Raw genomic sequence first — 12,301 nt, 5'->3', positions numbered from 1 at the left:
CCAGGACGAAGGTGACGCTGATCAGCAGTGCCCACGCGCCGAACTTGGAGAGGGGGACGGGCTGCCAGCCGCCGAGCTGGTGCGGGTAGCTCCAGGCGCCGACGTACGTGGCCGCGTTCTCCGCGACCCACAGGAAGAAGCCGATCAGGACGAACGACAGGGCCAGCGGCATCCGGTGGTCCCGGGACCCGACCCGGAACCGCACCCGGGTGCCCGCCGTCGCGACGAGCAGCAGCGCGGCCAGCGCCCAGCGCGCGTCGGGCAGCCAGTGGTGGCTGAAGAAGTTCACGTACACGGCGCCGGCGAGGACCGCCGTCGCCCGGGGCCGGTAGCCCGTGAGCCGCAGGTCGAACAGGTGCCAGGCCCGGCACACGTAACTGCCGACGGCCGCGTACAGGAAACCGCCGTACAGGGGGACGCCGCCGAACTTCGTCAGGGCCTCCTCCGGGTAGCTCCACGAGCCCATCCGCACCTTGACCAGTTCGAAGAGCAGCCCGATGGCGTGGCAGCCGGCGATCACGGCGACGTCCCGGCCGGTGTCCCAGCCGACCCGCCACGCGAGGAACGCCAGCCCGACCCCGTACAGCAGGAGCAGGTCGTAGCGGGCGATCGGCAGTCCGGGCAGCAGCGTCGAGGCGGCGATCCCGCCGACGAGCGCGACGGCGAAGGCGCAGCAGCGCACCTCCAGGACCGTGAAGCGCAGCAGCTGGCGTGCGCCGTGGACGAACGTCTCCATGGCGGGAGGGACGCCGCTGACCGCGCGTCCGGTTCGCCGCCCCGGGAACGGGAGCGCGCCGCACCCCGGCGGGGGTGCGGCGCGCTCGCCGGGCGTCGCGGGGGTCAGGCCGCCGGCGACGGGAAGGTCGGGTACTCCACGCCGGAGACGTGCTGGACGACCCGGATGACCTGGCACGAGTAGCCGAACTCGTTGTCGTACCACAGGTACAGGATCGCGTTGTCGCCGTCGACCTTGGTCGCGCCGGCGTCGACGATCGACGCGTGGCGCGAGCCCACGAAGTCCATCGAGACGGCGTCGGGGGCCGTGGTGAAGTCGATCTGGCGCTTCAGCGGCGAGTGCAGCGAGACGTCGCGCAGGTACTCCAGGACCTCGTCGCGGGTGGTCTCGCGGCCCAGGCGCAGGCTCAGGATCGCGATCGAGACGTCCGGGACGGGGACGCGGATCGAGCTGCCGGTGATCGGGGCCTTCAGCTCCGGCAGCGCCTTGGCGACGGCCGAAGCGGCACCGGTCTCGGTGATCACCATGTTGAGCGGCGCGGAACGGCCGCGGCGGTCGGCCTTGTGGTAGTTGTCCAGGAGGTTCTGGTCGTTGGTGAACGAGTGGACGGTCTCCACGTGGCCGCGCAGCACGCCGTACTCGTCGTCCATCGCCTTCAGCGGCGGGACGATCGCGTTGGTGGTGCAGGAGGCGCAGGACAGGATCCGCTCGTCCGGCTTGATCGTGTCGTGGTTGACGCCGTGCACGATGTTCGGCACGTCGCCCTTGCCGGGCGCGGTCAGGACGACCTTGTCGATGCCGGGGCGCAGGTGGGTGGAGAGGCCCGCGCGGTCGCGCCACTTGCCGGTGTTGTCGATCAGGATGGCGTTCTCGATGCCGTACGCCGTGTAGTCGACCTCGGAGGGGTCGTTGGCGTAGATCACCTTGATCGTGTTGCCGTTGGCGACGATGGAGCCGTTCTCCTCGTCGACCGTGATCGTGCCCTGGAACTGGCCGTGGATGGAGTCGCGGCGCAGCAGCGAGGCGCGCTTCACGATGTCCTCGGCGGCCCGCTCGCCGCCCCCGCGCACGACGATCGCGCGCAGCCGCAGGCCGTTGCCGGAGCCGGCCTTCTCGATGAGGAGGCGGGCCACGAGGCGTCCGATGCGGCCGAAGCCGTAGAGGACGACGTCGCGTCCGTCGCGACGCTCGATCTTGTTCTCACCGGTGGCGCCGGCCACGGCCTCGGCGGTGAACTCCGCCACCGACAGACCGCGGTCGTCGGTCCGGTAGTCGGCGGCCAGCATGCCGATGTCGATCTGGGAGGGGCCGAGGTCGAGCGTGGTGAGCGTCTGGAGGAAGGGGAGCGTCTCGGTGACCGACAGCTCCTCGCCGGCTATCTGCCGGGCGAAGCGGTGGGTCTTGAGGATGCTGACCACCGACTTGTTCACCAGGGAGCGGCTGTGGAGGAGGACGGTGACGTCCTGCTCCCGGTGCAGCTTCCCGATGATCGGGATCATCGACTCCGCGATCTCCTCGCGGTTCTTCCAACTGATGAACGAGTCGTCATTGACAGTCACAAGTTTATCTTTCGAGCTAGGCGGCGCTCATATGGTAACCCCCGGCCCGTTCGATCGATCAAGGGGTACGGGGTGTGACGAGGGCCCCTCCGGGCCCCCGCGCCGGGACGGGCCGCGGGACCGGCGGCCGGTCAGGAGAGGGCCAGGGTCCGGAAGGCGTCCCTGACCCGGGCCAGCGGACCGGGATCGCGGGTGAGGTAGAGCCGGTTGGTCAGCAGGACGGCCCAGCGTCCCCGCGCGGGCGAGACCCAGAGGGCCGTGCCGGTGAAGCCGAAGTGCGCCCAGACGTCGTCCGCCGGGCCCGTGCCCGGCGCCGGGTGCCAGAAGAGCCCGCGCGGCGGGTCGAGACGGCCGGTGCGCACGCGCAGCGAGGCGGCGGTCCACTCGGCGGAGAAGGTGCCGGGCACCGGGTCGAGGAGGTGGCGCAGGAAGCGGCCGGTGTCGGCGGCGGTGGTGAAGACGCCCGCGATGCCGCAGGCGCCGCCGAGGAGCCGTGCCGAGAAGTCGTGGACGGTGCCCCGGAGCCGGACGCCGCTCTCCTCGTCGTGCTCCGTCGGCGCGCACCGCTCCTTGAGGGCGGCCGGCAGCGGCCCGTAGCGGGTGTCCGTCATGCCGAGGGGCGCCCAGACCCGGTCCCCGGCGAGCCGGGGGAGCGGCCGGCGCGTGAGGTGCTCGGCGAGGTAGCCGAGGACCAGGGCCGCCCGGTCGGTGTACGCGACGGCCTCTCCGGGCCGGTGCCGCAGCGGCTCGGACAGGACCCCGTCCCGTACGTCCCGCGGGTCGGAGCCGTAGAGGTGTCGCAGGTTGGCGCGCAGCGGCAGGCCCGCCGTGTGGGTGAGGAGGTGGTGGGCCGTGACCCCGGCGAGCGGCCGGCCGGCCGCCTCCGGCCAGTACGAGCCGAGCGGCGCGGACGGGTCGAGTTCGCCGGCGTCGACGAGGGTGCCGGTCACGGCCCAGACGGCGAGGACCTTGGTGAGGCTCGCGACGTCGAAGAGCGTGTCGGGGCGCGTCGGTCCGGCGGGGTCCGCCGGGTCGAGGACGCCGACGGCCCCGGCCGACAGGGTGGTGCGGGCGTCGCCCGCCGCCCACGCGGCGCCGGGGACGACGCCCGCCCGCACGGCGTCGCCGAGCAGCCGCTCGCAGGGGTCGGTGCGCTGTGCCAAGGCGGGCCTCCGACGGATCGGGCGGCCCGTCGGGGGGTCCGGGGCCCGTCCGGGAGGCCGCGCCCGGCCCGTGGTGTGCCGGGGGCGTTCCCGGCGGGCCCCTGCGGGCCGCGCTCCGAAGTCATGCCCAGGCCGGACGGGAAGACACCCTTCCGGCGGCGTGCGTCAGCGCCCGTCGGCGATCTCCTGCGGAGTCTTCGCCGGGACCTTCTCCGGCGTTTCCCCGCCGTCCACCGTGCAGGTCACCTCGTCGCGCGGGGTGTAGTGGGTCTTGAAGGTCTCCCGCTTGACCTCGGCGCCGCCGTTCTTGAACACCCGGTCCACCGAGATGTCGAAGCCCTCCAGCGGGGGCTGCGGCACACAGGCCTTGCCGGTGCCCTCGCGCTTCGTGGGCTGCGTGAGGTGGGTGCGCGGACCGGCGACCGCCTCCACCGAGTCGTACTTCTTCGTCCCGAGGAAGCTCACGGTGACCGAGGAGTCCGTCGCGCTCGCCTTGATGTAGATCGGCTTGCCCGTGTCGTTGCGGAACCTCAGGTCCAGGCTGCCCCAGGCGACGGTCGCCTCGCGGCCGGCCGGGTAGCGCTCGATGTAGAAGGAGTGGGCGCCGTACTCGACGGGCTTCACCCCGGCGAAGAACATGGCGTTGAAGACGGTGGTGGCCATGGCGGACACGCCGCCGCCGGGCGCGGACCGGTACTGGCCGTCGAGGATCATCGTGCCGTCGACGAAGCCGTTGTCCGGGGTGCGCTCGCCCACCGTCTTGTTGAAGCTCCACACCGCGCCGGGCTGCACCAGCGAGCCGTTGATCAGCTGGGCCGCCCGGCCGATGTTCGTCGTCCGGTACGGGGCCGAGGGGAAGTTCACCGTGAACGACGACATCTGCTCGGTGATGCCCAGGCGGGCCAGCGAGTCGGAGGTCAGGTCGGGCCGGGTGACCTTGGTGGCCACGGTGGCCGTACGGGCCGCCTCGCCGGTCCTGGTGAGCAGCGGGCGGACGGCGTCGCCGAGGGCCCGCGCGGTCACCTCGTGGCCCGACCGGCCCTCCGACTCCACGACGACCTTGCCGTCCCGCACGCCGAGGGTGGACCGCGTCGGCGCGTTCGTCAGGGAGGCGAGCGGCCGCGCCACGTCCGGGTCGCGCAGCAGCGCGTCCGCGTCCAGGTTCCCGCTGAGGTGCCCGTCGTCGTTCTTCACGGTGAGGTGGTCACTCAGCGTGGCCGGGGAGATCCGCAGGCGCTCGCTCCCCGCCGTGAGCGTCACGGGGCCGGAGAGCGCGGGCTTCGCGTACGTGTCGAGGAAGCGGTTCACCTCGGTGGCGGGCAGCTTCGGCTGGGTCAGGGCGACGGGGAGGGCGACCGGCGCCGCGCCCGTGGCGGCCGGGTAGGCCGCGCGGAGGGACTCGACGGCCCGGCCGGCGTCCAGCTTCCGGCCGGTGACCGGCTGGGTGGCGACGGCCTTCCCGTCGCGGAAGGCGACGGAGCCCTCGCGGACCGCGCGGTCGTTCCGCTTCGCCAGGTCGGCCACGGTGGCCTTCGCCTTGGCCTCGTCGTACGCGAAGACCGGCCGGAGGTCGCGCTCGCCGGAGGAGAAGAGGCGCCGGACGACGGTGACGGGGTCGCGGGAGGGGTCGGCCGCCTGCTCGGCGGTCTTCGCCACGTCCACGGTCAGTCCGGCGGAGGCCGGGTCCACGGCGGACGCGAGGTCGCCGACCCGCACGGGGATCGGCGCCTTCCACTCGGCCGGGGCCTCGGCGGCGAGTCTCGCCTCGGCCTGGGAGCGGCTCATGCCGCCGATGTCGATGCCGGCGACCCGGGTGCCGGCGGATATGTCGTCCCCGGTGGCGAGCAGGCCCGCACCGTACAGGCCGCCGGCGGCCACCGCGACCACGCCTGTCGCGATCGCGGCCGTCCGCAGACGCGGGCGGCGCCCCTCGTGGGGCGTCGGGGCATGGTCGGTACTGGAGCGGAGCACGCGCTCTCCCGGGGCGTCGAGGAGGAAGGGGAACCCCATGACGGTACGCCGAAAGAGTGTCTTATGCACATAAGACCGGTTTGACCTGCGGCAATACGGAGGGCGGCGAAGGGGGTGCGCAGCGTGGCGCCCGGCTCTCCGTCCGGTCCCGCCGACGCGGTCCGGGCCGGGGTCCGAGGCCCTCCGGCGCGCCCCGGGGCGCCCCGCCCCGCCTGATAGGTTCGCGGGCGACGCAGGCGGGGGCGACGGCCCGAGGGGGAGGAGCGGCACATGGCGCTGAGCGGGCGGCAGACCGGCAGGCCCACCCTGGAGGAGGTCGCCGCGCGGGCCGGAGTCGGCCGCGGCACGGTCTCCCGGGTCATCAACGGCTCCCCGAAGGTGAGCGAACAGGCCAAGGCCGCCGTCGAGCGGGCCGTCGCCGAGCTCGGCTACGTCCCCAACCGGGCCGCCCGCGCCCTCGCCGGCAGCCGCACCGACGCCGTCGCCCTGGTCATCCCCGAGACCGAGGCGCGGCTCTTCACCGAGCCGTACTTCCTCGACATCATCCGCGGCGTCAGCGGCGAACTCGCCGACGCCGACAAGCAGTTGCTCCTCACCCTGATCCGCAGCGAGCAGGAGCGGCAGCGCTTCGAGCAGTACCTCGCCGCGCAGCGCGTCGACGGCGTCCTCCTCGTCTCCGTGCACGGCGACGACCCGCTGCCCGACCAGGTCCGCGCCCTCGGCCTGCCCGCCGTCCTCAACGGCCGCCGCTCCCAGGACGAGAGCGTCGCCTTCGTCGACTCCGACAACACCGGCGCCGGCCGGACCGCCGTCGCCCACCTCGCCGCGCGCGGCCGGCGCGCCGTCGCCACCGTCACCGGGCCGCTCGACATGTACGTCGCCCGCTGCCGCCTCGACGGCTACCGCGAAGGCCTCGCCGAGGCGGGGCTCGCGGCCGACGAAGGCCTCGTCGCCAACGGCGACTTCACCGAGGAGGGCGGCCGCCGCGCCATGCGGGAACTCCTGGACCGCCGGCCCGGCCTGGACGCCGTCTTCGCCGCCTCCGACGTGATGGCGGCGGGCGCGCGGGCCGTCCTGCGCGAGGCGGGCCGCCGGGTCCCCGAGGACGTCGCCCTCGTCGGCGTCGACGACTCGGCCGTCGCCCGGCACATGGACCCGCCGCTCACCAGCGTCCGCCAGCCGATCGAGGAGATGGGCCGCGCCATGGCCCGCCTGCTCCTCCAGGAGATCGCCTCGCCCGGCGACCCCGACGACCAGCCCCGCCGGATCCTCCCCACCGAACTGGTGGTCCGCGCCTCCTCCTGACGGCTCCGCCGCCCCCGGCCGTACGGCCCCGTCCCGAGGAGCGGCATCGGCTTCCTCCGGGCCGTGGTCCTCGTGGTCCTCGCCCGGCGCCCGCGCCCGGAGCGCTGAGACGGCCCCTCCCAACGGTCAGGGGCGGGGGCCCCGGTCCTCGTCGTGGACGATCCAGCGGCCGTCCCCGCCCCGGCCCGGCCGGAACCGGCGCCCGTCGGGGCGGTGGGAGCGGTGCGACTCGCTCATCGCCTCGAAGGCCACGAACCCCGCGATCGCCAGGGCGATCACGATCGCGCCCAGGACGTACCAGCCGTTCGGCGCCAGGAACCCGAACGCGATCAGGACCAGCAGCCCGATCCCGATCTTGCGCGGCATCGACATGTGAGACGTCTCCCCCCGGAGTGTGCGTACGGTCCCTGAGGCAGACGCGAGGACCGCCCGCCCGGTTCCCCGCGGGATCCGGAGCCCGGCGTGTCGTTCGGACGAGCCCAGCGGGCGGGGCGGCCGGGCGTGGGTTCGAATCGGGGCATGGCTTCCTACGACAGGCCCCGCACCGGCGGCTCCCCGAGGCCGCTGAGGGCCGGTGACACCTGGTGGTACGCCGCCGTGGCGGGCGAGGCCGCCGACTCCTTCGCCGCCCGCGTCCGCACCCGGACCCGGCGCGGCTGCCTCGGAGCCGTCCTCCTGCTCACGGTCGTCTACGCGGGACTCGTCCTCACCGCGACCGGCCGCCGCTGGGGCGACGCCGCCACGACCGGCCGGCGCGCCGACACCGCCGCCGCCACCCTGCTCCGCGACCACCCCTCCCTCGCCGGGCTCACCACCCTCTCCCTGGCCCTCGGCTGCGTCCTCCTCCTCGCCGTCGGCCTCATACGCAGGCGGTACGCGCTCACCGGCCTCGCCGCCGGCGGAGTCGTCACCGCCCTCGCCCTCACCGGACTGCTCCGGCTGTACGCGCCGCGCCCCCGCCTCACCGACACCGGCGGCGCCCTCCTGCCCAGCGGCTTCCCCAGCGCCCAGACCGCCCTCGCCCTGGGCGTCGCCCTCGGCCTGCTCCTCGTCGTCCCCCACCGGCTGCGCGCCCCCGCCGTCGGCGCCGCCACCCTCTGGGCCGCCGCCGTCGGCGCGTACACCCTCGCCGACGGCCGGCACCGGCCCGGCGACGTCATCGCCGCCGCCCTCCTCGTCCTCGCCGTCTTCTGCGGGATCCTCGCCCTCCGCGCCCGCAAGGGCGAGGTGCGCCCCGGCCCCCGGCGCCTGCCCGCCCCGGCGGCCCTCCCGGTGCTCGTCCCGCTCGTCCTCGTCGCCGCCGGCGGCCTCGCCGCCGGGATCTGGCTGCTCGGCGACACCCTCGCCCTGCCCGCCACCGCGCCCTACGACCCGGCCGAGCTCCGCCTCGCGCACCGCTGCGGACAGGCCCTCGCCGCCGGCGTGACCGCCGCCGCCGGACTGGTCCCGCTCCTCCTGCTCCGCCACGTCGACGTGGACGGCCCCCCGCCCCCGTACCGGCTCGGCGGTCCCTTCGCCGAGGCCGCCGGGGCCCCGGAGGACGAGGAGCTCGTGGGGCCCTTTACCGAGGACCTCGATCACGAGATATCTTGATGTCGAGCAATCTCGCATACGCAGACGTGGAGCGGAGCACCCTGGTGACTGACTCGACCATCATCTACACCCACACCGACGAGGCGCCTGCCCTGGCGACGTACTCGTTCCTGCCCGTGATCCAGGCGTACGCCTCGCAGGCCGGAGTCACGGTCGAGACGCGGGACATCTCCCTCGCGGGCCGCATCATCGCCGTCTTCCCGGAGTACCTGGAGGAGGGCCAGCGCATCGCCGACGCCCTCGCCGAGCTGGGCGAGCTGGCCAAGACGCCCGAGGCCAACATCATCAAGCTGCCGAACGTCTCGGCGTCCATCCCGCAGCTCAAGGCGGCCGTCGCCGAGCTCCAGGCCCAGGGCTACGCCCTCCCGGCCTACCCGGACGACCCGAAGACGGACGAGGAGCGCGAGATCCGCGCCCGCTACGACAAGATCAAGGGCTCGGCCGTCAACCCGGTCCTGCGCGAGGGCAACTCCGACCGCCGCGCCCCCGCCTCGGTGAAGAACTACGCCAAGGCCCACCCGCACCGCATGGGCGCCTGGACCCCCGAGTCCAAGACGAACGTCGCCACCATGGGCGAGAACGACTTCGCCTCCACGGAGAAGTCCGTCGTCATCGACGCGGACGACACCCTCCGCTTCGAGTTCACCGCCGCCGACGGCACCGTCAGCGAGCTCCGCGAGCCGCTGAAGGTCGTCGCCGGCGAGGTCGTCGACGCCGCCGTCATGCGCGCCGCCGCCCTGCGCACCTTCCTGAGCGAGCAGGTCGCCCGCGCCAAGGCCGAGGGCGTCCTCTTCTCCGTGCACCTCAAGGCCACCATGATGAAGGTCTCCGACCCCATCGTCTTCGGCCACGTCGTGCGCGCCTTCTTCCCGGCCACCTTCGCCAAGTACGGCGAGGCCCTCGTCGCCGCCGGCCTCTCCCCGAACGACGGCCTCGGCAGCATCCTCAACGGCCTGGACGGCGTCCCGCACCTGGGTGCCGAGATCAAGGCCTCCTTCGAGGCCGAGCTCGCCGAGGGCCCCGCCCTCGCGATGGTCGACTCCGACAAGGGCATCACCAACCTGCACGTGCCGTCCGACGTCATCGTCGACGCCTCGATGCCGGCCATGATCCGCACCTCCGGCCACATGTGGGGCCCGGACGGCCAGGAGGCCGACACCCTCGCCGTCCTGCCGGACCACAGCTACTCCGGCGTCTACCAGGCCGTCATCGAGGACTGCCGCGCCCACGGCGCCTTCGACCCGTCGACCATGGGCTCCGTACCGAACGTCGGCCTCATGGCGCAGAAGGCCGAGGAGTACGGCTCCCACGACAAGACCTTCGAGATCGCCGGGGCCGGCACCGTCCGCCTGGTGAACTCCGCGGGCGACACCGTCCTGGAGCAGGAGGTCGCCGAGGGCGACATCTTCCGCGCCTGCCAGACCAAGGACCTGCCCATCCAGGACTGGGTCAAGCTCGCCGTCACCCGCGCCCGCGCCACCGGCTCCCCGGCCGTCTTCTGGCTCGACGAGAACCGCGCCCACGACGCCCGGCTGATCGCCAAGGTCAACGAGTACCTCCCGCAGCACGACACCGAGGGCCTGGAGATCAAGATCCTGTCCCCGGTCGAGGCGACCGCGTTCTCCCTGGAGCGCATCCGCCGCGGCGAGGACACCATCTCGGTCACCGGCAACGTCCTGCGCGACTACCTGACCGACCTCTTCCCCATCCTGGAGCTGGGCACCAGCGCCAAGATGCTGTCGGTCGTCCCGCTGATGGCGGGCGGCGGCCTCTTCGAGACCGGCGCCGGCGGCTCCGCCCCGAAGCACGTCCAGCAGCTCGTCAAGGAGAACTACCTCCGCTGGGACAGCCTCGGCGAGTTCTTCGCCCTGGCCGCCTCCTTCGAGCACCTCGCGACCACCACGGGCAACACCCGCGCCCAGGTCCTCGCCGACACCCTCGACCGCGCCACCGGCACCTTCCTTAACGAGGACAAGTCGCCGACCCGTCGCCTCGGCGGCATCGACAACCGCGGCAGCCACTTCTACCTGGCCCTGTACTGGGCCCAGGAGCTGGCCGCCCAGACCGAGGACGCGGAGCTCGCCAAGGCCTTCGCCCCGTTCGCCGAGAACCTCGCGGCCAACGAGGGGAAGATCGTCGACGAGCTGATCGCCGTCCAGGGCTCCCCGGCCGAGATCGGCGGCTACTACCAGCCCGACCCGGCCAAGGCCGCGGCCGTGATGCGCCCGTCCGCCACCCTCAACGAGGCCCTCGCGTCCCTCGCCTGATCCGGCGCGCGGACCCCGTACCGCCCCGGCCGGAAACTCCTCCGGCCGGGGCGGTCCCGTCGGTGGCGGATACGGCATCCGGGTGTGAACCTGGATGGATGAGTTGGGCATCTTGGACGACCACCGGTGTCTACACCGGGCGAGGTGGGGTGCTGACCGACGAGGCCGGGACCGTCACGGGCGATCTGACCGTGCACACCACCTGGACCGAGCGCGAAGCGCGTGTGGCCGTGCAGTACAGCGGCGCGTCCGACTGGTTCACCATGTCGGGCAGTCCCGTCCCCTGCGCAACGGAGGAGGAGAGCCGCGATCTCCACGACGCCGTCGTGGAGGCCGTCCGGGAGGGAAACGGGGCCACGGTCCCGAGACTGCCCGGACCCCTGGTCTAGGGCCCGGCACCCGGGCCCCGCAGCCGTCCGGCACCACGACCACTCTCCGTACTACGAGCACCACCAGCACCACCAGCACCACGAGCATCCGAGCACGACACGTATCCGGTACCGCGAGAAGTGTTATCCCTCCCGCGCCCACGGGTCTCCCCAAGACGGGGGGACACGGACCCGGGACGAGGGAGCAGACCCATGCACAGCGACGAGCGCCGCACCACCGCCCTTGTGGAGGCGGCCGGGGCCGGTGACGTCCACGCCAGGGACGAACTGGTCCGCGCCTACCTGCCGCTCGTCCACAACATCGTCGGCCGCGCCCTCGACGGCCACGCCGACACGGACGACGTCGTCCAGGAGACGATGGTCCGCGCCCTCGACGGGCTGCCCGGCCTCCGCGACCCCGCCAGGTTCCGGTCCTGGCTCGTCGCCATCGCCATGAACGGGATACGGCGCCGCTGGAACGAACGCCGGCAGGCCCCCGTACCCGGCCTCGACCACGCCGCCGACCTCGCCGACCCGGCCGGCGACTTCACCGAACTCACCATCCTCCGCCTCGGCCTCTCCGGACAGCGCCGCGACGTGGCCCGCGCCACCCGCTGGCTCGACGGGGACGACCGCGAACTCCTCGCCCTGTGGTGGCTGGAGGCCGCGGGCGAGCTGACCCGCGCCGAACTCGCCGAAGGCCTCGGCGTCCCCCCGCAGCACGCCGCCGTGCGGGTCCAGCGCATGAAGGAGCGCCTGGAGACCGGCCGGGCGGTGGTCCGCGCCATGGACGCCCTGCCGCCGTGCCCGGAGCTGACGGAGGTCCTCGCCCCCTGGGACGGCCGGCCGTCCCCGCTCTGGCGCAAACGGGCAGCCCGCCACCTGCGCTCCTGCGACGCCTGCACGTCCCGCGCGACGGGCCGCCGCGGCCTCGTCCCCGTCGAGGGCCTGCTGGCCGGGATCGGACTCGTACCGCCGCTCGGGATCGCCGCCGTCACGGCGGGCGGGCCGGAGACGGAACCCGCCGGGTACGGGGACGGGGCGGGCGCGCCCCTCGACGCGTCCGGGGCCCCCACCGCGCCCGGGGACGGTTCCGCCGTACCGGCCGGCGGCGGGGGAGGGCCCGCCGGCCGGTGGGCCCCCGGGCGCGGGACGGTCCTCGCCGGGGTCGCCGCCGTCGCCGTGCTCGGGGCCGTCTCCCTCCTCGTGCCCTCCGGGCCGGAGGCGCGCGTGCGGCCCGAGCGGCCCGTCGCCGCGCCCCCGACGACGCCCGCCCCGACCACCACCTCCCCGACCCCGGCGCCCACCACCCCCGCCCCCACGCCGACGACCACCACCC

The 12,301-nt window shown here is 74.0% G+C and carries 10 protein-coding genes; 5 read left to right on the top strand and 5 right to left on the bottom strand.

The annotated features are described in order from the left end of the window. The 4 genes from ADL08_RS05275 to ADL08_RS05260 form a co-directional block, all read right to left on the bottom strand. Nucleotides 1-736: DUF817 domain-containing protein (locus ADL08_RS05275; RefSeq protein WP_053640864.1), on the bottom strand; the 736-nt coding region annotated here is incomplete at its 3' end. A gap of 104 nt (nucleotides 737-840) precedes the next feature. Further along, a complete protein-coding gene (locus tag ADL08_RS05270; protein ID WP_053640863.1) occupies nucleotides 841-2,295 on the bottom strand; it encodes a glyceraldehyde-3-phosphate dehydrogenase in 1,455 nt (484 codons plus the stop codon). A gap of 131 nt (nucleotides 2,296-2,426) precedes the next feature. Next, entirely contained in the window at nucleotides 2,427-3,458 is a 1,032-nt protein-coding gene (locus tag ADL08_RS05265; protein ID WP_053640862.1) for a serine hydrolase domain-containing protein, read from the bottom strand. A 165-nt stretch (nucleotides 3,459-3,623) separates the two neighbouring features. Then, a complete protein-coding gene (locus tag ADL08_RS05260) occupies nucleotides 3,624-5,429 on the bottom strand; it encodes a VanW family protein (protein ID WP_078968346.1) in 1,806 nt (601 codons plus the stop codon). Nucleotides 5,430-5,699: 270 nt separating this feature from the next. Here ADL08_RS05260 and ADL08_RS05255 point away from each other — a divergent pair, with 270 nt between their 5' ends. Next, nucleotides 5,700-6,734 carry a LacI family DNA-binding transcriptional regulator gene (locus tag ADL08_RS05255; protein WP_053640861.1) on the top strand — a complete coding sequence of 345 codons (1,035 nt, stop codon included), beginning with the start codon at nucleotides 5,700-5,702 and terminating at the stop codon, nucleotides 6,732-6,734. A 126-nt stretch (nucleotides 6,735-6,860) separates the two neighbouring features. Here the strand turns inward: ADL08_RS05255 and ADL08_RS05250 are convergent, their stop codons facing one another. Continuing rightward, complete coding sequence (locus ADL08_RS05250) at nucleotides 6,861-7,106, bottom strand: hypothetical protein (protein ID WP_053640860.1); 246 nt, start codon at nucleotides 7,104-7,106, stop codon at nucleotides 6,861-6,863. 147 nt (nucleotides 7,107-7,253) lie between these two features. Between ADL08_RS05250 and ADL08_RS05245 the strand changes: the two genes are divergently transcribed. The 4 genes from ADL08_RS05245 to ADL08_RS05230 all read left to right on the top strand — a co-directional run. Beyond that, entirely contained in the window at nucleotides 7,254-8,327 is a 1,074-nt protein-coding gene (locus tag ADL08_RS05245; protein WP_053640859.1) for a phosphatase PAP2 family protein, read from the top strand. A 44-nt stretch (nucleotides 8,328-8,371) separates the two neighbouring features. Continuing rightward, nucleotides 8,372-10,594, top strand: a complete 2,223-nt coding sequence (locus ADL08_RS05240; protein ID WP_053640865.1) for an NADP-dependent isocitrate dehydrogenase — start codon at nucleotides 8,372-8,374, stop codon at nucleotides 10,592-10,594. 98 nt (nucleotides 10,595-10,692) lie between these two features. Next, complete coding sequence (locus ADL08_RS05235; RefSeq protein WP_053640858.1) at nucleotides 10,693-10,983, top strand: hypothetical protein; 291 nt, start codon at nucleotides 10,693-10,695, stop codon at nucleotides 10,981-10,983. A gap of 192 nt (nucleotides 10,984-11,175) precedes the next feature. Then, the coding region (locus ADL08_RS05230) for an RNA polymerase sigma factor (RefSeq protein WP_053640857.1) at nucleotides 11,176-12,301 on the top strand (1,126 nt) is incomplete at its 3' end.

This window comes from Streptomyces sp. NRRL F-6492, assembly GCF_001280125.1.
Lineage (GTDB): Bacteria > Actinomycetota > Actinomycetes > Streptomycetales > Streptomycetaceae > Streptomyces.
The sequence above is the reverse complement of the archived record's forward strand: the minus strand, read 5'-3'. Positions and strand labels throughout refer to the sequence as shown.

What these genes read in the sequence shown, in the direction of transcription:
- ADL08_RS05245 (WP_053640859.1), top strand. Translation starts at nt 7,254, where the DNA reads ATGGCTTCCTACGACAGGCCCCGCACCGGCGGCTCCCCGAGGCCGCTG.
- ADL08_RS05255 (WP_053640861.1), top strand. Translation starts at nt 5,700, where the DNA reads ATGGCGCTGAGCGGGCGGCAGACCGGCAGGCCCACCCTGGAGGAGGTC.
- ADL08_RS05250 (WP_053640860.1), bottom strand. Translation starts at nt 7,106, where the DNA reads ATGTCGATGCCGCGCAAGATCGGGATCGGGCTGCTGGTCCTGATCGCG.
- ADL08_RS05235 (WP_053640858.1), top strand. Translation starts at nt 10,693, where the DNA reads ATGAGTTGGGCATCTTGGACGACCACCGGTGTCTACACCGGGCGAGGT.